The sequence below is a fragment of the Endozoicomonas sp. SCSIO W0465 genome, from assembly GCF_023716865.1.
Taxonomy (GTDB): domain Bacteria; phylum Pseudomonadota; class Gammaproteobacteria; order Pseudomonadales; family Endozoicomonadaceae; genus Endozoicomonas.
On record NZ_CP092417.1, the window covers coordinates 5,272,388 to 5,293,335 of the forward strand.

Annotated in this window: 15 protein-coding genes; 7 read left to right on the forward strand and 8 right to left on the reverse strand. The window is 48.7% G+C overall.

Annotated features, from left to right (window positions below; translation table 11 throughout):
* Positions 1–49: 49 nt before the first annotated feature.
* Complete coding sequence (locus MJO57_RS23515; RefSeq protein WP_252017330.1) at positions 50–1,564, forward strand: IS66 family transposase; 1,515 nt, start codon at positions 50–52, stop codon at positions 1,562–1,564.
* On the opposite strand, the gene MJO57_RS23520 is transcribed toward MJO57_RS23515, so the two are convergent.
* Positions 1,551–2,225, reverse strand: coding sequence for a DUF6444 domain-containing protein (locus tag MJO57_RS23520; RefSeq protein WP_252018052.1), 675 nt, complete (start codon positions 2,223–2,225; stop codon positions 1,551–1,553). The genes MJO57_RS23515 and MJO57_RS23520 overlap by 14 nt on opposite strands.
* On the opposite strand from MJO57_RS23520, the gene MJO57_RS23525 reads away from it, so the two are divergent.
* Positions 2,224–3,180 (forward strand): IS66 family transposase, encoded by a 957-nt coding sequence (locus tag MJO57_RS23525; protein ID WP_252019171.1) that lies wholly within the window; start codon positions 2,224–2,226, stop codon positions 3,178–3,180. The two genes, MJO57_RS23520 and MJO57_RS23525, sit on opposite strands and share 2 nt — an antisense overlap.
* Positions 3,177–4,559: a glutathione synthetase gene (locus MJO57_RS23530; protein WP_256493369.1), complete on the forward strand. Its 1,383-nt coding sequence runs from the start codon at positions 3,177–3,179 to the stop codon at positions 4,557–4,559. The genes MJO57_RS23525 and MJO57_RS23530 overlap by 4 nt, the downstream gene beginning before the upstream one ends.
* Before the next feature lie 47 nt (positions 4,560–4,606).
* On the opposite strand, the gene MJO57_RS23535 is transcribed toward MJO57_RS23530, so the two are convergent.
* The 4 genes from MJO57_RS23535 to MJO57_RS23550 all read right to left on the reverse strand — a co-directional run bounded on the left by MJO57_RS23535 (position 4,607) and on the right by MJO57_RS23550 (position 12,380).
* Positions 4,607–5,398, reverse strand: coding sequence for a hypothetical protein (locus tag MJO57_RS23535; RefSeq protein ID WP_252019173.1), 792 nt, complete (start codon positions 5,396–5,398; stop codon positions 4,607–4,609).
* Between the two features lie 206 nt (positions 5,399–5,604).
* Positions 5,605–9,531, reverse strand: coding sequence for a YhdP family protein (locus MJO57_RS23540; RefSeq protein ID WP_256493370.1), 3,927 nt, complete (start codon positions 9,529–9,531; stop codon positions 5,605–5,607).
* Positions 9,532–9,822: 291 nt separating this feature from the next.
* Positions 9,823–11,316, reverse strand: a complete 1,494-nt coding sequence (rng, locus tag MJO57_RS23545) for a ribonuclease G (protein ID WP_252019177.1) — start codon at positions 11,314–11,316, stop codon at positions 9,823–9,825.
* 476 nt (positions 11,317–11,792) lie between these two features.
* Positions 11,793–12,380 (reverse strand): nucleoside triphosphate pyrophosphatase, encoded by a 588-nt coding sequence (locus MJO57_RS23550; RefSeq protein ID WP_305881895.1) that lies wholly within the window; start codon positions 12,378–12,380, stop codon positions 11,793–11,795.
* Positions 12,381–12,521: 141 nt separating this feature from the next.
* On the opposite strand from MJO57_RS23550, the gene MJO57_RS23555 reads away from it, so the two are divergent.
* Entirely contained in the window at positions 12,522–14,075 is a 1,554-nt protein-coding gene (locus tag MJO57_RS23555; RefSeq protein ID WP_252019179.1) for a hypothetical protein, read from the forward strand.
* A 580-nt stretch (positions 14,076–14,655) separates the two neighbouring features.
* Entirely contained in the window at positions 14,656–15,933 is a 1,278-nt protein-coding gene (locus MJO57_RS23560) for a hypothetical protein (protein ID WP_252019181.1), read from the forward strand.
* Here the strand turns inward: MJO57_RS23560 and mreD are convergent.
* From mreD to MJO57_RS23575, 3 genes are all read right to left on the reverse strand, one after another.
* The gene (gene mreD / locus MJO57_RS23565) at positions 15,908–16,393 is read right to left on the reverse strand and encodes a rod shape-determining protein MreD (RefSeq protein WP_252019183.1); all 486 of its coding nucleotides are present in this window, start codon (positions 16,391–16,393) and stop codon (positions 15,908–15,910) included. The genes MJO57_RS23560 and mreD overlap by 26 nt on opposite strands.
* Complete coding sequence (gene mreC / locus MJO57_RS23570; protein WP_371924907.1) at positions 16,393–17,322, reverse strand: rod shape-determining protein MreC; 930 nt, start codon at positions 17,320–17,322, stop codon at positions 16,393–16,395. The genes mreD and mreC overlap by 1 nt, the downstream gene beginning before the upstream one ends.
* A gap of 120 nt (positions 17,323–17,442) precedes the next feature.
* A complete protein-coding gene (locus tag MJO57_RS23575) occupies positions 17,443–18,480 on the reverse strand; it encodes a rod shape-determining protein (protein WP_252019187.1) in 1,038 nt (345 codons plus the stop codon).
* Positions 18,481–19,082: 602 nt separating this feature from the next.
* On the opposite strand from MJO57_RS23575, the gene gatC reads away from it, so the two are divergent.
* A complete protein-coding gene (gatC, locus tag MJO57_RS23580) occupies positions 19,083–19,370 on the forward strand; it encodes an Asp-tRNA(Asn)/Glu-tRNA(Gln) amidotransferase subunit GatC (RefSeq protein WP_252019189.1) in 288 nt (95 codons plus the stop codon).
* A gap of 107 nt (positions 19,371–19,477) precedes the next feature.
* Positions 19,478–20,929: an Asp-tRNA(Asn)/Glu-tRNA(Gln) amidotransferase subunit GatA gene (gatA, locus tag MJO57_RS23585; protein ID WP_252019190.1), complete on the forward strand. Its 1,452-nt coding sequence runs from the start codon at positions 19,478–19,480 to the stop codon at positions 20,927–20,929.
* Positions 20,930–20,948 lie beyond the last annotated feature (19 nt).

Genomic DNA, 20,948 nt, shown 5'->3' on the forward strand with positions numbered 1-20,948 from the left:
ATTTTTATACCATCCTCTTAAGCACCATTTTTCCACAATATTCGCCAGCATGATTCCAGAACTACCCGCAACTATGTCGGCTGAGATTCTCTTGAAAGAGAATGCAGAGCTGCGGATGAGAGTTGCCTGTCTGGAAGAGCGATGTCGAGAATTGGAAGAAAAGGTTGGCAAGAACAGTCAAAACAGCAGCAAGCCGCCATCGTCTGATGGTTATCAAAAACCTTGTAAAAACAGTAATTCTCCAGATCATTCTGACGACCTTTCCGCAGATAAAGGTACCGATCCATCGGATGAAAAACCCAATCCTAAAAGTCTGAGACAGTCTTCTGGTAATAAAGCCGGTGGAAAGAAAGGGCATCAGGGCACTTGTCTTAAACAGGTCGATATCCCTGACTATATTGAGTACCTTCCGGTTAAAGAATGCAATAAATGTCAGGCGTCTCTTCTTGATAGTGAGCCGGTCAAATATATTGAACGACAGGTGTTTGAACCAGGGAGACCGGGTGAATTTGAAGTAACGGCCCATAGAGCTGAAGTAAAAATCTGCACTTGTGGTTGTCGGAATCAGGCTGAATTCCCGGAAGGTGTTACCGCTGCCGCACAATATGGCTCAGCCACACAGGCTATGGCCGTCTATCTTAACCAATACCATTTCCTGCCTTTTAAGCGCGTGTCAGAGTATTTTAATACTCTCTATAAAATGAGTGTAAGTGCAGGCACTGTCGCCAATTTTGTGGCCAGAACCTATGAAAATCTGGCTTCTACTGAAGAGGTTATTCGTGACGCCTTGCGGGAATCGTCTGTTGCCGGAGCCGATGAAACGGGTATGCGGGCCGAGGGCTCTTTGCACTGGCTACACGTTATGCGGGATGAACAATGGACGCTCTACTACTTGTCTGAAAAGCGAGGTCGTGAGGCCATGGACACGATGGGCATACTGCTAACATTTGCAGGCGTTCTGGTTCATGATCATTGGAAATCCTATTTTGCATATGCGGCAACTCACGTACTTTGCAATGCCCATCACCTGAGGGAGCTTTTGGGTGTTGTTGATAGGGACAGCAATCAACTGGCGTTGCGATTGATGAAGCTACTGAGGCTTTCCTGGCATTACTGCAAGGGCTTTAAGACCATAGGTATGCTACAGATGCCAAGTGTTGTCTGTGAACGAATCGAGAAGATTTATGACCGGTTGCTTCAGCGGGCTCTAATGAAAGAAGTCGTCTATATGGAGAAGCAACGAGAGGAGCTTAAGCGCAAGAAAGTCAAGAATACTAAAGCTTACAATCTCTTCAAACGACTCACTGAGTTCAAGGCTGAGACACTGCGCTTCATGTCAGATTTTACCATTCCCTTCGATAACAATGGCAGTGAGCGGGATGTTCGAATGGCCAAGTTAAAGCAGAAAATCTCAGGCTGCTTCAGGAGTGCAGACGGTGGTTCTATGTTTGCACGGATTCGCAGCTATTTGTCGTCTGCCAGAAAACAGGGAATGGACATATATCAATCACTTCATAGAGCTGTTCGGAATTACTGTAATATGCCTTTGCTCAGTGCTGAATAGTTACACTCATTTTATAGAGAGTATTAAAATACTCTGACACGCGCTTAAAAGGCAGGAAATGGTATTGGTTAAGATAGACGGCCATAGCCTGTGTGGCTGAGCCATATTGTGCGGCAGCGGTAACACCTTCCGGGAATTCAGCCTGATTCCGACAACCACAAGTGCAGATTTTTACTTCAGCTCTATGGGCCGTTACTTCAAATTCACCCGGTCTCCCTGGTTCAAACACCTGTCGTTCAATATATTTGACCGGCTCACTATCAAGAAGAGACGCCTGACATTTATTGCATTCTTTAACCGGAAGGTACTCAATATAGTCAGGGATATCGACCTGTTTAAGACAAGTGCCCTGATGCCCTTTCTTTCCACCGGCTTTATTACCAGAAGACTGTCTCAGACTTTTAGGATTGGGTTTTTCATCCGATGGATCGGTACCTTTATCTGCGGAAAGGTCGTCAGAATGATCTGGAGAATTACTGTTTTTACAAGGTTTTTGATAACCATCAGACGATGGCGGCTTGCTGCTGTTTTGACTGTTCTTGCCAACCTTTTCTTCCAATTCTCGACATCGCTCTTCCAGACAGGCAACTCTCATCCGCAGCTCTGCATTCTCTTTCAAGAGAATCTCAGCCGACATAGTTGCGGGTAGTTCTGGAATCATGCTGGCGAATATTGTGGAAAAATGGTGCTTAAGAGGATGGTATAAAAATCAGAAAATTCCAGATTTATGTGGGGGTGCTGAACAGTTACAAATGAGTGTAAGTGCAGGCACTGTCGCCAATTTTGTGGCCAGAACCTATGAAAATCTGGCTTCTACTGAAGAGGTTATTCGTGACGCCTTGCGGGAATCGTCTGTTGCCGGAGCCGATGAAACGGGTATGCGGGCCGAGGGCTCTTTGCACTGGCTACACGTTATGCGGGATGAACAATGGACGCTCTACTACTTGTCTGAAAAGCGAGGTCGTGAGGCCATGGACACGATGGGCATACTGCTAACATTTGCAGGCGTTCTGGTTCATGATCATTGGAAATCCTATTTTGCATATGCGGCAACTCACGTACTTTGCAATGCCCATCACCTGAGGGAGCTTTTGGGTGTTGTTGATAGGGACAGCAATCAACTGGCGTTGCGATTGATGAAGCTACTGAGGCTTTCCTGGCATTACTGCAAGGGCTTTAAGACCATAGGTATGCTACAGATGCCAAGTGTTGTCTGTGAACGAATCGAGAAGATTTATGACCGGTTGCTTCAGCGGGCTCTAATGAAAGAAGTCGTCTATATGGAGAAGCAACGAGAGGAGCTTAAGCGCAAGAAAGTCAAGAATACTAAAGCTTACAATCTCTTCAAACGACTCACTGAGTTCAAGGCTGAGACACTGCGCTTCATGTCAGATTTTACCATTCCCTTCGATAACAATGGCAGTGAACGGGATGTTCGAATGGCCAAGTTAAAGCAGAAAATCTCAGGCTGCTTCAGGAGTGCAGACGGTGGTTCTATGTTTGCACGGATTCGCAGCTATTTGTCGTCTGCCAGAAAACAGGGAATGGACATATATCAATCACTTCATAGAGCTGTTCGGAATTACTGTAATATGCCTTTGCTCAGTGCTGAATAGTTACAACCACAAAAGATTCTGCCCGGCACTGTGCCTTCAGTTTTGCCCCCACCCTGATCCGACGCGAACGCTTTGAACTGCTGAAATCCATTGTGCCGCTGATGGGCAAACTGATTCACGGAGTCTCAGAAGATCATGAGTTTCTCATCGAGGCTATTGAACCGCTGTGCAGCGGTGACGCCTTTTTTGCCAGCCTTCTGGAACTTCATCAGAGCATCCACAACAGTGCTGCACCCGCCAGACGTCTTCCCATGCTGCTGATGCGCACCGACTTTATGGATGATGCCGAGTTTGGCCCGAAACTCATCGAGTTTAATGGCATCGCCGCCGGTATGGGACCTTTTGGCCAACGGGCCCATGAGCTGCATCATTATCTGCAGTACCAGTGGCCTGCGGCTTTTCAATACTGGTCTGAGGCGGATGAGCTTGAACTGATGCCAAACCATGGTGTCGAAAACCTGGCCAAAGGTATTGCCGGTGCTGCAACGATGGTACGTTCACAATCCACTGAACAGGGCCAGCCGCTGTTTCTAATGGTGGTGCAGCCTGATGAAGACAACGTCTATGACCAACACTTGCTGGAAGAAGCCATCCAAAAAGAGGGGGTAAAAACCGTTCGTCGTACATTCCGTCAGCTCTATGACCAGCTCTCTTCCGGGGATGAAGATCGCTTGCTACTGGAAGGACTTGGTGGTGTCGATGCCATCTACCTGCGAGCGGGTTATCAACACGACGATTATGTTGCCCATGACCTGGATGATGTCCGCTGCTGCTCCGAACTGGGCAAGGTCCGTACTCTGATAGAGCAACACAGGGTTGCAGTGAATGCTACTGTCAGCCAGCAGCTGGCCTCCAGTAAGCGGGTGCAAATGCTGCTCTCTGCCATGAACGAAGAGCAACTCAGCCGGTTTGGCCTGACCCTGGAAGAGGCACACCGGATAAAACCATTCCTGGGAGAGATGCGACCGGTGGATGATCAGTCCGCCCTCTGGTTCACCAAACAGAACCCGAACGACTGGGTACTCAAAAACCAGGGGGAAGGTGGCGGACACTGTGTTTTTGGCCATGGTATCCTGCCACGCCTGAACAGCCTGCAACCCGAGGCTTATTCGGCCTGGTCACTGATGCGTCGTCTGTACCCACGACACCGTACCCGTGAGGCGCTGGTGGTTCGTGACGGAGAAGCAACCCCGGTGGATAATCTGATCAGTGAGATCGGCATGTTCACGCTGCATCTGGATGGCCACTCCCTGACCAGTGATATGGGATATGCCGGTTATCTGATTCGCAGCAAACCTGCCACAGCCTCTGAAGGTGGAGTCCATAGCGGTCAGGGGGCAGTGGATTCACTGGCTTGCATAAACCAGTCAGGACGCTGATATTTGCCACGGTAGAGTAAAGTTCAGATGCCTTCCGGGGAGGTTGCCTAACTGCCGAGACGAACAATCACCAATTTTTTGTGGAAACTGTGATTCTCAGCACTGGACTCTCTTGCCGTTATAGAGGGAATTTTTTTTGCCTGAATGTTCTGGAATAATAAATCCGGATTATAAGTTTGAAACCGGGGAGACATAGCAGCCTTGCGCTCAAGTAAAGGCTGATTCCATTGATCGTAATCGTGCCACCGGCATTTTTTATGCTCGCAAACAGTTAACTGTGACTTGTTTTCACCCGCCGCCATCATACCTTCACTGGTTACAGAATGGTGCTTGAAAAAACGCTCTTTTTTCCTTTGTTTGGCAACCCGGCAGGAACTTTCAAAAATCTGTTTAAGTTGAAATATTACCTGCTGCCCCTCCTCATTAAAGCAAAGAACACTCAACACATCGTTATCCAGATGCCCTGCCTGGCTTCCTGACGATGTGCCTAGCATTCTATTGGTAAAGGGACTCCAACCGGATGCAAGCAGGGCATGCTCAAGCCATTGTTCGTCACAGTTATCAGAACCCGGTTGAAAGGCGTCATTTTTGTCCATTTGAACAAAAAAAATAACGGAGCATTTTGCATCAAAGGCTTTCCTGACTAACGAAACCATGGAGGAAAAGTCAGTAAACGGCATGGTCTGAGCCACCAACCCCATCTGACTGGCAACAGTCTCCAACAATTTGGGGGAGGTAATTTCCCCGACCTGAGAACCACAGGATTTTGCTACTTTTCGGGCACTAATGACTTTGTCATTACCATTTTTATAAAGTGGGAATTCTCCACAGGCACACAAGATATGGTGAACTACAGCCAATGCGTACACCTTGCACTGAGGCCCATCCTGACTGGGAAACCCGGGCTCACAAGCGATCAAGGGAGTATTTCTGGGTACGATATTATGAATACCATCCATTGCTCTTTTTCAAACTCCATTCTTAATTTTTTGTTTCACTTTATTAAGACCAAGGTGTTTAAAAATAGTTCCTCAAATAAACCTGATTAACCCCGAGTTTTTCTGGGCTTATTGGCAAACAGCTTGTCCAGCGTCATTTTCGGATCATCAAATGAGCCCTGAATGCGATAACGAATGCTGGCCAGTTGATCCACCTGTTTGCCCACCAGCTTATCCGCTATATAAATAATGCCCGCCACCTGAGGAGCGGTTCCCAATAGCACGCTGAGAATCGGCAGATTGGATGACACAGGCAGGGTAACCACCAGACTCAGATCCAGCTGTTCGGTGTTGGTATCAATAGTGCCATCCAGCTTGAAGTCGGAAGAAGGCCCTTCAATCACCATTGGCGAATTGAACGTAATCAGTCCCCGGTTAAAGTTCAGGCTGCCCTTGATTTGATCAAAACTGATACCTGATGAGTAGAGATCTGAAAAGTCCAGTTTCATTCTTCTCGCCAGCGCTTCTGTATTAAAAACACCCAATAACTTGAGCGCTTCCGACGAACCATGATCGACTTTGCGTAACCGCCCCTTCTTCAGCAGCAAATCAATCCGGCCTTTCATCGTTGCAATCGAACCACAAAGCGGCGTTCCATCCCAGTTCAGACTGGCATCAAAACGGCTTTCCCTGGCCTCCAGGAAACCGGAAAAACCCAGGGCTGCCTGCAACTCGCTGATTCCCGTTCCCTTAAGCTCTCCCTGAACCCAGCTACGCTGCTCTGTGTCCACCTGCACCCAGTCTGCCAGACCATGTAACGACATACCCGACAGCTCACCGGTTATATGATCGATTTTGACGCCATCGGGCGCATGACGAAGTTTAAAACCGATGCTGCCCGGGGGTCGGCTACCAACCTGAATATGATTGATGTTCACATCAACATTAGGCAACGTTGCCGGATTGATATCCGCCAGACTGTCTTCAACGTCTAAACGACGGTGTTTAGAAGATGCTTCAGCAGCAGGCTCTGGCAGATGGGCATGGTCAATATTCAGCGCCCATGGCGCCGTTCGTCGCTCAGGAATCCATAGATTACCTTTCAGTGTCCGCCCATCAACCACCAGCTCCATCCCTTTTCTGTCAGACGCTGCCCCCTGCTTCCGAACAGCCTGCTGAAGAGAAATAGCGATATCCGGCCAGATATAATCCCCATACTTCAGAGAACCGAAACGAACATTGTCAAGTTCTATGCGTGAGGCCAACTGCCGCTCACCTGGCTTACCGGGCTGCCCTTCAAAGCGCGCCTGCCATGGACCAAGATCAAGCGCCGGTAAAGTACCGGTCACGACAAACTGATTTCCTGAAGGCCACACAGCAGAGAATGTCTCCGGGCGGGAAGCATCAAACCCCAGCGAAATCCGGCCAGACTCAGGGGCAAAGGCTGGTGTCATTCTCATGTCCAGCCGCCCCACTTTTGCCAGCGTCACCCGCAGTAGTTCGTGGGTTTCTTTTATCTGCAGAGAAAGCTCCATTGGTAACGGTGTATCCGCTGCTTTACCGAGGGGCGCTGGCAGCTCAATGTCCATGCCGAGCAGTTCGCTGCCCACCCTGAGCTCCGTGTTATTTTCCAACAGGTCCAGAGATAAACTGGCGCGATAATCCGTTTCCCCCTCGAGTAAACTGAGCCAATCCAGCTTCAGCCAGTCCTGCAGTGAAGTCACAGAGATTCGGCCTGACCAGTCAATATTGGTGGCAACGGGTTGTTGATTCTGCACCGTCGAACGTATCCGAAAATGAGCCGGTTGACCAAACAGTTGACCCGATAACTGTCGTGCAACAAGCCCACGGTCAGTGCTGTATGAGAGGTCACCGGCAATGCCGTTTACTGCAACCCCCACCTTGGGAATCGCGAACGTAAACGATTGCACAGCCCCACGGATATCCACTTCAGAACGATCCAGATCATCAAGCGGAAGTGTCAAATGAAGTCCGGCATCCAACGCCCCCTGTAACGTCCATTGTTTTGCTTCACCCTTCATCCAGCCATTAATGGGTGTCCGGGTAAGAAAGTGCTTCAGAGTCCCGCCACTGGCATTCAGGTGACTACTGATCCTGAGTATTGACTCCCCTTCCAGCGGTACTTGCGCCACAATATCATCCAGCTTGCCACCCGCTGACTCTGCGCTTTGCCCAAGGACTTCCACCCGGTCGTCGTTAACATAAACCTGCCCGGCCAGGCTGGTAATCGCCGGCCAGTCAGGTGCATAGTCCAGCTCGCCATTGTGGATATCAAAAAACAGTCCCCAGCGGGAATCCCGGGGACCAATGTCGCCTTCCTCATTACCAACAAGAGCACCGTTATACAAAAACCCACCCGCCGAAATATCCGCTTTGCGAATAGCGGTGTCCAGCCAGTGAACCAGGTCGCTGTCCATCGGCATAAAGGCTGGCAGGTACTTACCCGTATATCGGGCATCACCATTGCTCATCCCAACCGTCAATGCCATGTCGAGGGTATCACCTTCATGCCATTGCAATGGGATATCGAGCCTCAGCTTGCCTTTCAGGTCACCTTCAGGCCCGGTCAGGGCAAGGTCATCCGACTTCAAAATATAAAAGTCATCGATTACGTCCCAGTAAAGGCGTGCCTTGGCAGTATCAAATGTCCAGGTTTCCCGGAACAGTTTGGGAAAACCCAGCTGGAAATTCCGGGTATCCAGATCAAAATAACCCCGCAGAAGGTTCATCCTTAACTGGCCACTGACATTACCCCCTGAAGGCGCCCCTTGCCAGGCATCCACAGACACATTGTCAAGCCGGGCAGTCAAGTCGAAATCAAACGGTTTGCGGGATGGGTAAAATCGGATGGCCAGGTCATGCAGCTGGCCAATGGGGTTCAAGGTATTAACCAGATCAGCTACCGACTCCGGGAGTGCATCCGTATCCAGTAACCACCGTTTAAACTGATCCAGATCGAGGTTTTCGGTAGCCACGGTTACCGTATACTCTTCAGTAGAGCCTTCAATAGAGCCTTCGGTATGACCACCGGTCAGATACCAGCTATTTTCCCATTGATAGGTTATCCCATTATGCAAGCGGTTTTTCAGCTTGAGTCCATTCAGCCAGACTTGCCAACGGAAGTTCTGCTCGCCCTGGATAAACAACCGGGTCTGCCCGGAAAGATGGTTCAATGCGCCAGCGTTATCCAGATACGTCACATCGGGAGAAGCAACCTCTCCCTCCACCTGCCAAAACCCACGGTCATAACGCCAACGGGTATCCAATTGTATCTCGGCTGTCTGCACAGCATCATAACAGCCAGACCACAGGGCACAGAGTTGCTCGGCATTCAGCTCACTGGCTACGGCTGCTCCCTGCCACTGGGAAAACTGACCACGGCTAACAACTCCGGATCCATCAATTTCAAGATAGCCAGTGCCAACCTCAAGACGGGCTGAGAGGTCTTTATGGCCGCCATCCGTCACGACGGTCAATTGCTGGCCATTAATATCGCTGCTCTCTCCATTGGCTTTTTGCATATTCAGGCGGATGTTACGAATATCGACCATCTTTTGCAGGGCCAGCCATTCCAGTGCAGCCCCCTTGCGATATTCAGTTGCCGGTAATGATGACCCGGCCACCTGCTGAATACCGGCCAGTGCCCACTGGGCACCATCTCCCTGAACCAGGTCAACATTCACACCATGGATTTCCAACGAGGAAAATACTGGCGTCCAGTGCAATAATGACCCCCTCAGGCTCAGCTCCATATCCAGTTGTGTGATACTGAACCCGGTCACATCGGCATCTTTACCTTTAAGCGTCAACCCCCGCAGGGATAACCATGGCTCGCCACCATTCCATTTGGCCGACATGGACTCAATTTGCAGGTCAGCATTCAGTTGATCGCTGAGAACACGGGAAAGTTCAGGCTGCAGAACCGGTAAGGCACTGAACATCAGCCGCCCGAGCCCCATCAGAATGACCAGAAGGATTAACCCGGTAAGCAGAAGCCGCCAACTCCATTTCATCAACCGATTCAACAGACAGAAACTGCCAGATGGTACTTTTTTACCATTGCTACCCTGAATGCACGGAGCTCTCCGCTTGAGGCTGCTTACAATCCGCTTCAACAACCGTATTCCCGCCCTGACAAAACAGTAGCCAGTTCATAATAGAACCGAAGCACAACCAACGTGATGATCAATGAAATACCCGTTCCGGAAAAGGTTGTTGCAAAATGAATGGCATATCGAAAATGGCAATGCAGTTTCTCATGATCAAATGAAAAACTGCATCGACATAAGCAGCAAAAAAACCGATTAAACCAGAACAACATCAAACTGTTCCTGGGTATAGATCGGCTCTACCTGAAAACGAATAGGCTTCTGGATAAACTCTTCCAGATCAGCAACATTATTGGACTCCTCATCCAGCAGGCGGTCTATCACGGCCTCAGATGCCAGCACCATGTAACTGTCACCGTCGTATGCCCGAACAGCACGAAGGATTTCCCGAAAAATCTCATAGCAGACCGTCTCTGCCGTTTTCAGCATGCCACGACCTTCACAGGTAGGGCAGGGTTCACACAGAACATTCTCCAGTGACTCACGGGTTCGCTTGCGGGTCATTTCTACCAGGCCCAGCTCACTGACTCCGGTAAAATTGGTCTTGGCATGATCCTGTTCCATCGCCTTATCAAAAGCACGCTGGACCTGCCGCTGATGCTCCGGATCTTCCATATCAATAAAGTCGATAATGATAATCCCTCCCAGATTCCGTAAACGGAGCTGGCGGGCAATGGCAACGGCCGCTTCGAGGTTCGTTTTAAAGATAGTCTCTTCAAGATTACGATGACCAACAAATGCACCGGTGTTGACATCGATGGTGGTCATCGCTTCGGTCTGATCAATAATCAGATAGCCACCGGACTTAAGTTGAACTTTACGGCCAAGCGCCTTGTTGATCTCATCCTCAACACCAAACAGATCAAAAATCGGGCGTTCACCGGGGTAATATTCAACCCGGCCATCAATCTCAGGTACCAGCTTCTTAACGAATTTGGACACTTTTTCAAAGGTTTCCCGGGAATCAATGCGGATCTTTTCAATGTTGGGATTGACCAGATCGCGCATGGTTCTCAAATGAAGTGGCAAGTCTTCATATACATTGGCCGGCGCCTTACTTTCCCTGATATTTTCTTCGATGGTTTCCCAAAGTCTGCGTAGGAACAGAATATCTGCACGCACCTCATCTTCCCCGATACCTTCTGCAGCGGTCCTCAGGATAAACCCACCGGCTCCGGAATCGGCAGATGAACCATCGCCGCCAAGACAGGACTCAACCAACTGCCGCAGACGATCCCGCTCCTCAACATCTTCGATGCGAAGCGAGATACCCACATGGTTGTTTTTTGGCATATGGACCAGGTAACGGGCCGGGATGGAGATATGGGTGGTCAGGCGAGCACCTTTGGTGCCCAGAGGATCTTTCGTTACCTGAACAACCAGGGACTGGCCTTCATATACCAGCTCATAAATGGGACGTTCCTGTGTCTCTTCACTGTTTTTTTCATGACGGCCGTCCTGCCTTGGGGTAATTTCACTGGCATGAATAAATGCCGCCCGCTCAAGACCGATATCAACAAAAGCGGCCTGCATTCCCGGCAACACACGAACCACTTTTCCTTTGTATATATTGCCAACAATTCCGCGACTTCGGGCACGCTCTACATAGATCTCCTGAAGTACCCCATTTTCAACCAGAGCCACTCGTGATTCCATGGGCGTGATATTCATGAGAATTTCTTCACTCATCCCAGTCCCTCAATTCCTTTAATGCATTGACCTGTGGTACCTCTTTATACCGCTACTGCAGATCAGTTACAGAGCCACCTCAGGCACCACAGGTCAATACACTTTCCACCATTCCATTGGAGGCTGTCTGAGAACAGCTGCCCTACTGGTAGAAGCAAAGAAGATCGATCATACCAGTAATTTGCATTCAGTTTTTGCTTCCTGACAAACTTTATACCAAAAACCGTTCCATGATGCTTTTAGAGTGTGATTAAGTTATCCCCGGGGAAAGGGCGCCGGATTATCTAAAGAAACGCTATCCTGAAGGTGCTTTCCAAAGGAAAAATCCCGATAGTTGATCCAAATAAAAAAATAGTTTTATTTCGGACACGGTTGAACACCATGGAAGAACTGAGCAATACCTGTGCCCAGCAGGGAAATACAGGTCTCTTGAGTGAGACACCTTACCTTATTCGTAGTCCCGTAAAATCCACAGATCAGCACGCTTCCCAAAATGGCACATTAAAACGTGTCAGCAGCCGTGATGTCTCCATAAGCGGCAACCCTACTACCCCTGAATAGCTGCCAGAGATACTGGCAACCAACACCGCACCATAACCCTGGATACCGTAGGCACCGGCTTTATCAGCGGGCTCTCCGGAGGCAATATAATGATTAATTAACTGATCAGACAGGTCATTAAAAACCACATCCGTGACTGACAACTCAGCCTGAAGCTCTCTACCGTTCGTGATAGCAACAGCGGTCATAACCTGATGAATATTTCCGGACAGCATGGCTAGCATACGACGAGCATCGTCTGAATTCAGCGGTTTGCCAAGAATTTGATCGTTACAAACCACCGTTGTATCGGCAGCCAACAACGGCATTTCGGGATAACCCCTGGCTAATAATTCCTGCCAGCCTGCCGTGGCTTTTTCCCGGGCCATTCGAAGCACATAATCAGCGGGAGCCTCACCGGAAAAAGGGGTTTCATCAATTGCACAGACCAGTTTATGAAAGGAAACACCAATTTGCCGTAACAGCTCAGCTCGACGCGGGGACTGGGAAGCCAGATAGATCATATTCAACCTGTATTGCAACACTTTTTTGAGAGTTGGAACTTATTCATTAGATATGAGGTCAAAATTTTACAGAAGGATATTAATTACATACCAGCATTTAATTTTTACAAAATAATAACATAAGAAACAGAGGAAGTTTTTATGATCGGACCGACTGTTGATATAAGCCGAACGACGGATTCCCCCCGTAATGCACAGAATTCTGAATGGACCTGCGTGAGCTGGTTTAAAGAACTTTCTGATGCTATTGCCAGTAAAACATCCCGTTTTTTTGGGCGCGCTGTCGCCGCTGTGGTTTCTGTATTTGCCTCTTTTACTTCACAGACTGTTAATATGGTCTGTGCAGCCCAGAGCCTGGATAACAGAAAAATTATCAAACCTCAAACTATGGTTCAAAACCAGACACCCGGGATCGGTTCACAAACCCAGGTTCAAAATCAGGCGCCAGGGAGCGGATCACAAACTCAGATACCAGATAGCGGTTCACAAACCCAGCCCCCAAATCTTCCAATTATCCCGGAAGCCAAGTTATATGCGGAGGCAATTTCGTCATATTTAAGTGAAAAAACCACGTTGAATGAAGTGTTGCAACGATCTGCAGGAGAATGTGTAAAGTACATGAGCCCAATGGGTAGTTTTTGCGTGATAACAATTCCTGATTTCCCCAGCATCATCATTAAAATTCCTGACAATCAAAAGCAACTGGAGTGTCGCAGTCAATCGCAAAATAACGCAGCCCACCTGACTCGGGAAAATCATTTCAACCGATTGATAATTCCTGAATCAAGAGTTGTATCGTTATCAATTGGTAAAGACTGTGTACCTGTTATTATTGAAGACATGTTACCAATTCTGAACGGTACCTCTACCGAATTATTACGGCATTATGCCAATCATGAGGTGAAACTGGAAAGTGCCATTGAGCAAATGGCTAAATTTATCTGCATGACAAAACTGTCTGATATTAAGCCACAAAATCTGCCACTGATGTACGATCCAGAAACATCAGAGATATGTTTTGCCCTTGTGGACCTGGAGGTTTTTCCTGACAGACAATTTGCTGAGGGCATTCTCGGGTGTGAACAACAGCCAGGTGAGCCTGCTTACGGATTATTGAATTATTTCCCCAGATATGCAGATAAAATTGCAGGAATAGTCCGTACTTTTTTACCTGCAAATGAGATTGAATGCATTGAGGAAGCATTAAACCGTTGCGTCAATAAGGCACACAAGATTATGGATAGGGAGCGAGATATTGAAATATTCCACAGTAGAAATGGAGTTGTTTCAGGAACCCCCGCAATACCTCAGTCAATTGTCGAAGATATTTTAAAAAAAACTGATGAGTTAAGACAATCAACTGATAAAAAAATTGCTGAGATTATCCCACCTAATAATAAAATTGTCAGAAAAATTATTTCAGCCATAAATGATGAAGTGAGTAAAAAAGAAGGAGACTGGAGCAGTGCTGTTCATGGTCGGGAATGGAGACTGAATATGTCTCGTCCACAAAAAAGAAGAACGGTAGACTATATTAGAACTTATTTTTCTTATATTGATGAATGCCTAATTCCATACCTCCAAGAGAAAGGTTTTGTCCATTCACAATTAGATTATGAACAATCGAAAGAGCACAATATCCATATACGGCGGGAAATTGCACTGGGTGAGTTTGATGTCATCGTGCAGTTTTAGCATTATCCTGCATATTAATCAGTGTCTGTCAGAAAACGCCTGAATAGCTGCCAGAAACACTGACAACCAAAACCCAACCATAACTCCGGATACCTTAGGCACCGGCTTTATCGGTGGGCTCTCCGGAGGCAATATAATGATCAATAACTGACCAGACTGATCATTAAAAACCACATAGGAGCTTTCCTGAAATAATATCCACATTTCTGAATATCAAAACTACGTTCGTCCTGAGCCTGTCGAAGGGCGTGAACTCCGGCCTCATGTATTGTGCCAATCACCCTTCGACAAGCTCAGGATGAACGGAAATCGAGTTCAAAATGTGGAAATTATTTCGGGACAATTCCATAGGGCTTCATCAATCGCACAGACCAGTTTATGAAAGGAGATACCAATTTGTTGTAACAGCTGCGGGGATTGGGAAGCCACATAGATCATATTCAACCTGTATTGCAACACTTTTTTGAGCGTTGGAACTTATTCATTAGATAGCGGTCAAAATTTTTAAAGAAGAGTATTAATCACATACCAGCATTTAATTTCTACTGAATAATGGAATCAGAAACAGAGGAAGTTTTTTATGATCGGACCGACTGTTGATATTAGTGGAGTGACGGATTCCCAACATAATACACAGAATAGTGAATGGACCTGTGTGAGCGGGTTTAACAAAATTCCTGATACTGTTGCCAGACAAACATCCCCCTTTTTTGGGCATGCTGCTTCCGCTGTGGTTTCTGATGCTATCCTTCCTCCTTCACTGGCTGTTGATCCTGCATATGCAATCAAGCCCCTCCACGACAGAAAAATTGCCAAACCTCAAACCATGACTCAAAACCAGATACCAGGGAACGGTGCTCAAACCCCTGTTCAAAACCAGTTGCCAAGTAGCGGTCTACGAATCCCGGCTACAAATCTCCCGGTTATTCCAGAAGCCAAAGTACAATGGCAAAGATACATCCATGATGATGATGTCAGAACTACAATGGAACGTTACGATCGTTTTTTGGCAGATAACGCCTTACATCACCCGGAGGAGATCCCAAAGGAAGCATATCGACAATTGGAAAAGGCAAGAGGTGGTGATATTCCCATGGAGTTAATCACTCCAGATTCCGTCACAACAATAAAACTCCTGGAAGAGCTGGGAGGCGGTGGTTCAAAGACATTCTACGATATCGGCAATGGCCAGGCTCTGGCGTTGATTCAGGCCCCACACCAATTCTATGATGAGTTAATGATGCTTAGATACCTGGAAAAACTGGGTATTCCTACCAATGAAATCAAACCCGCTGTTATTGGATGGAAATTTGAGGGCGTCACATACACAATAGCAACCTACATTGCGCCATCATTCAGCGCATACGCGAATCAAAATGCTTTCGTATTGGACCGCAAAAATTACCGTGAGACTGTCGAACGACTGAATAACAAGAAAGTGTTACCAGCAGATCAGAACCCATTCAGTCTTGAGCACTGGGATGAAGTCTTAAACCCACTGGTTAAGGATATCCGAACCCTCATTGATAATGGCGTTTCCACACTGGGTGATTCCCTCAATGCCATTCTTGTCGGTAAAGGCACTCAATTCCACTCAGGAGGTCCAGCTGATTATGAGGCTCGCGCATTTCCATTTGATTTCTCAGACAAGTACGATCAATACGATCAGCTTCCTGTGAAAAAGCGGCTTACAACTGAAGAGGAGAGAAAAACATTGAAGGATTATATTGAGCAAGTTGTTTTTGTTCAATTTAATGCCGCTGCAATCTTCTTGCCAGGTAAGTGGAAAGACCTTGTTGATCGCCTTACCGAAAGATACCTTCGCCAAGGGGCTAAACCACCCGGAAATAGCGCCTGAGAAACCGTAGTCCGGACATCATCCAGGGCCAGACCAGTGCACTGGATATTGACGGCAGCAAATACCAGACAGAGGGAATTGTGCCCCCTACCGCACTGCGAGCCCATAGCAGCAACAGCTGATAAAAACCAATCATCAGGAACACCATGAAAGCCTGTTGCCAGACAGGAAATAACCTCAGTCGCCGATGCAGGCTGAGTACAATAAAAACGACCACCAGCATACCCAGGGAGTTCAGACCAAACAGACTTCCCTGAAACACATCCAGAAGCAAACCGGCGATGAAGGCAAAAAACAGACCAAACCGCTCCGGCAATGCCAGAACCCAATATATAACCACCAGCGGCAGCCAGGCAGGGCGAACCAGTGATAACCACTCAGGCAATGGCATAATACTGAATACCGCCCCCACCAGCAGGGTCATCCACACCACCCAGTGAGCATTAGACTGCTGCACCATTATTGCTGTACCTCATCTGTCTTCTTTCCCGCTCCTGTCTCCGAAGGATCTGCCTCTGTAGCATCTGTTGGCACAATCAGGCTGCTGACCTCCCGAAAAACCAACAACACAACCCGGCTTCTATTCACTTCAGCAAGCGGCTGCACTGCAATGGAAGCAAAGGCATCGCCGGGATTATGCATAACCCCGGTAACCACCCCCACCGGGTATCCTTCAGGATAGGTTCCCCCCAGCCCCGAACTGGTCAGCAGATCACCCTCCTGAAAATCTTCAGTAACAGGAATATGCAGCAGATCAAGACGATCCGAACGACCAGTCCCTGCAGCAATAGCTCGATATTTGGTTCGGTGATTTTGCACAGGAATTCGTGCCGCCATATCGGTCAGCATCAACACCCGACTGCTAACGGGACTGACTTCAATAACCTGCCCCATGACGCCATGAGCATCAAGAATGGCCTGGCCTTCATAGACCTTATCAATAGCTCCCTTATTAATGATCACCCTGTGCCGGAAAGGATCAGGGTCAATGCCAACCACCTCTGCAACCAGCACTTGCTCATCCACCAGTTCAGAAGAGTTCAGCAACTCCCGCAGACGAATATTCTGGGCAGTTAATGAGGCAAGCTTCTGGACTTTCTGTTCAAGGATCAGGTTGCGTGCTTTGAGACGAGCGTTTTCCTTTAACAAGTCGTTATGCGACATCACCACCTGTGAAGCGGTTCCCCAGATACGCCCGGGAAGGTCAGCAAGAAACAGAACAGGCGTAGCAGCAACAGTCAGCCACTGGCGAACTTGTGACAAGGCTCGATAGCTATGATCAAAATACAACATCGCCAATGACAGGATGATCAGCAAAACAAAGCGTGTGACCAGTGACTGGCGTTGACTGAAAATCGGTTTAATAACCTGCTCCTTACCAGGCCTCAGAACTTATTTGTCTTGAAAATGCCACATCAGAAACCAAAATAGCGAATCAGCAATACTTCCAGGAGAAATATTGCTGATCATATTCCAAAACAGATGCTTGGCTAACAGAGACGCCGGGCGTTAATCCGTGGACAAAAGATCCATACGGTGCTTATCCATCATCTCGATGGCCCTGCCACCGCCACGAGCCACACAGGTGAGCGGATCTTCCGCGACCAGAACCGGTAAGCCGGTTTCTTCACTGATCAGTTTATCCAGATCCCGCAGCAGTGCTCCACCACCGGTCAGAACCAGACCACGCTCGGCAATATCAGAAGCCAGTTCTGGCGGAGATTGTTCCAGAGCACTCTTGACGGCTTGGACAATGGCTGTCAGCGACTCCTGAAGCGCTTCCAGAATCTCGCCACTGTTCAGGGTAAAGCTCCGGGGAATACCTTCTGCCAGGTTACGCCCGCGCACATCAATTTCCAGTAGCTCATCACTTGGATAGGCAATGGCAATTTCCTGCTTGATGCGTTCAGCCGTAGCATCACCGATCAGGCTGCCGTAGTTGCGGCGGACATAAGTGACAATTGCATCGTCAAAACGGTCACCGCCAATGCGCACGGATTCAGAGTAGACAACACCACTGAGGGAGATAATGGCAATCTCCGTGGTACCACCACCGATATCCACCACCATGGAACCGCTGGCTTCTTCAACCGGAAGTCCGGCACCAATAGCCGCTGCCATAGGCTCTTCGATCAAATAAACTTCCCGGGCACCGGCACCCAGCACCGATTCACGGATCGCCCGCTTTTCAACCTTGGTTGATTTGCAGGGTACGCAGACCAGCACACGGGGACTGGGCTGAATAAAACTGTTCTCATGCACTTTGTTAATAAAGTGCTGCAGCATACGCTCGCAGACATCAAAATCTGCTATCACACCATCCTTCATGGGACGAATAGCGGTAATATTGCCGGGGGTTCGGCCCAGCATCCGCTTGGCATCGGCACCAACAGCCACTACGCTCTTCTGATTGCCGAGATTGCGGATAGCAACCACAGAGGGTTCATTTAACACTATGCCCTTTTCGCGGACATAGACCAGAGTATTGGCTGTTCCAAGGTCGATCGAGAGATCGCTGGAAAACAGGCCACGTAACCTTTTCAGCATGTTATGGTGTACCTTGATTCAAGGCTTGGATAATTCCAGAAACTCTAACAATGCTGCCACCAGAGGGCAAGCAGCAATTGTGCAATGAGGGAACTGCGCCTGAACTTTTGCGTCAGGAAACGAATTCAAACGGTGGTTGTTATCCCGGGATTTGCCAAAAAAACAGGTGAAGATCCTTGTGTTTATAAAACGACATTACGGTATTTTTACCCTAACCGACACCCCATTTACCATTCCTGCAGAGATATTTCAGGTAAACATCCCATGGATCACCCGACAAACCCTTGAGAAATAAGCAGGCAGCCCATACATTAGCGTCTTATTTAATTTAGGCTCTATTTTGATTACGAACTGCTCTACAGTGAAAACTGACTGTAGGTCACGAAAAACAAGGATTGGGCAACATTACCGGACAATATGCTGACAACCTTTGTAGATAAAGGGCTTCAGCAATGTTCAACCCAGTAGCAGTCTGAAATCCTACAAGAGCCTAATTTATTGTGAAAATGCTCCTGTCAGTCTATTTCCGTCATTTTCATAGACAGCCTCCTATTGGGCGAGCATCTCGCTCACTGTTATTCATTTACGGAGAACCCCTACCAATGGCCATCGACGCCTCTGGAGTCAAAAAGGTTGCAAAACTTGCTCGTCTGTCCATTGACGAAGATACAGTTGAAGCAACCGCTGCCACCATCAGCAGCATACTGGAACTGGTCGATCGGATGCAGGCCGTTGATACACAAGGTGTGGAACCCCTGGCCCACCCACTGGATGCCATCCAGCGCCTGCGCCCTGACGAAGTCACCGAAGAAAACCAGCGGGAGACGTTACAGAGCTGTGCGCCTGCCGTTGAAGAAGGCCTCTTCCTGGTTCCCCGTGTTATTGAGTAAGGAAGCCGTTCGGTTCGCATGCGAGCCGACACCCGAAACAACCAGGTGGTCGACTCCCCTGATCGGGAACCGCCCTACGAACTACGTCATCCAACCGACCGAATCCCATGTACAAGAAAACCATTGCAGAACAGAGCCGGGCATTAGCCAGCGGCGAAATATCCAGTGTCGAATTGACCCAAACCTACCTTGACCGAATCAGGCAATTTGATGGCGACATCAACAGCTTTATCACGGTAACTGAAGCATTGGCCCTGGCACAGGCAGCCGCCGCCGATAAACGCCGTGCTGCTGGCAATGCCAATGCCATGACCGGCATTCCCGTTGCCCATAAAGACCTGTTCTGCACAGAGGGCGTCAAGACCTCCTGCGGCTCAAAAATGCTGGACAACTTTGTTGCGCCTTATGAGTCCACGGTCACTGGCAAATTCAGGGATGCTGGTGCCGTTATGCTGGGCAAAACCAATATGGACGAGTTTGCCATGGGCTCTTCCAATGAAAACAGCCATTATGGCCCGGTCAAAAACCCATGGGACAAATCTGCAATTCCCGGCGGCTCCTCCGGCGGTTCAGCAGCAGCCGTAGCAGCCTTGCTGGCAGCTGGTGCCACCGGCACAGATACCGGCGGCTCCATTCGCCAGCCAGCCTCGCACTGCGGTATTACCGGACTTAAGCCGACCTATGGCAGGGTTTCTCGCTGGGGTATGGTCGCCTATGCATCCAGCCTTGACCAGGCTGGCCCGATGGCCCGTTCTGCTGAAGATGCCGCCATGATGCTGAACACCATGGCCGGCTTTGACGAACGCGATTCCACCTGTCTGAACCACGACGTTCCAGACTATACCGCAACGCTGAACGACTCACTGGATAGCCTGACCATCGGTTTGCCAAAAGAGTACTTCACCGCCGGTCTGGACAGTGAAGTGGAACAACAGATTCGACATGCCATTGCCGAATACGAAAAGCTGGGGGCAAAGGTTAAGGACATCAGCCTGCCTAATGCCGAACTGTGCATTCCGGCCTATTACGTTATTGCACCGGCCGAAGCGTCTTCTAACCTGTCCCGCTTTGATGGAGTCCGTTTCGGCTATCGCTGCAAAGATCCAAAGGATTTGATGGATCTCTATATTCGCAGTCGCAGCGAAGGTTTTGGTGAAGAAGTCAAACGTCGTATTATTGTGGGCACCTACGCCCTCTCTGCAGGTTACTACGACGCTTATTACCGCAAGGCCCAGCAGATCCGTCGCCTGATCCGTGATGACTTCCTCAACGCCTTCAAAGAGTGTGATGTCATCATGGGCCCTAACGCCCCGACATCCGCCTTTGACATTGGCTCCATGAGCAATGATCCGGTCGCCATGTACCTCTCGGATATCTATACACTGTCGGTTAACCTGGCAGGCCTGCCCGGATTATCCGTTCCCGCAGGTATGGCAAACCAGCGCCCTGTCGGCCTGCAGATCATTGGCCAGCACTTTGACGAAGCCCGTCTGTTGAATATTGGCCACCGCTTCCAGCAGGCGACCGACTGGCACCAGAAATCTCCGGCATTGGTTTAGGTCACTGCTCCAGGACAAG

What these genes read in the sequence shown, in the direction of transcription:
- gatA (WP_252019190.1), top strand. Translation starts at nt 19,478, where the DNA reads ATGTACAAGAAAACCATTGCAGAACAGAGCCGGGCATTAGCCAGCGGC.
- MJO57_RS23515 (WP_252017330.1), top strand. Translation starts at nt 50, where the DNA reads ATGATTCCAGAACTACCCGCAACTATGTCGGCTGAGATTCTCTTGAAA.
- MJO57_RS23555 (WP_252019179.1), top strand. Translation starts at nt 12,522, where the DNA reads ATGATCGGACCGACTGTTGATATAAGCCGAACGACGGATTCCCCCCGT.
- MJO57_RS23520 (WP_252018052.1), bottom strand. Translation starts at nt 2,225, where the DNA reads ATGATTCCAGAACTACCCGCAACTATGTCGGCTGAGATTCTCTTGAAA.
- MJO57_RS23560 (WP_252019181.1), top strand. Translation starts at nt 14,656, where the DNA reads ATGATCGGACCGACTGTTGATATTAGTGGAGTGACGGATTCCCAACAT.
- mreD (WP_252019183.1), bottom strand. Translation starts at nt 16,393, where the DNA reads ATGGTGCAGCAGTCTAATGCTCACTGGGTGGTGTGGATGACCCTGCTG.
- gatC (WP_252019189.1), top strand. Translation starts at nt 19,083, where the DNA reads ATGGCCATCGACGCCTCTGGAGTCAAAAAGGTTGCAAAACTTGCTCGT.
- MJO57_RS23575 (WP_252019187.1), bottom strand. Translation starts at nt 18,480, where the DNA reads ATGCTGAAAAGGTTACGTGGCCTGTTTTCCAGCGATCTCTCGATCGAC.
- MJO57_RS23550 (WP_305881895.1), bottom strand. Translation starts at nt 12,380, where the DNA reads ATGATCTATCTGGCTTCCCAGTCCCCGCGTCGAGCTGAGCTGTTACGG.
- rng (WP_252019177.1), bottom strand. Translation starts at nt 11,316, where the DNA reads ATGAGTGAAGAAATTCTCATGAATATCACGCCCATGGAATCACGAGTG.
- MJO57_RS23525 (WP_252019171.1), top strand. Translation starts at nt 2,224, where the DNA reads ATGCTGGCGAATATTGTGGAAAAATGGTGCTTAAGAGGATGGTATAAA.
- MJO57_RS23540 (WP_256493370.1), bottom strand. Translation starts at nt 9,531, where the DNA reads ATGAAATGGAGTTGGCGGCTTCTGCTTACCGGGTTAATCCTTCTGGTC.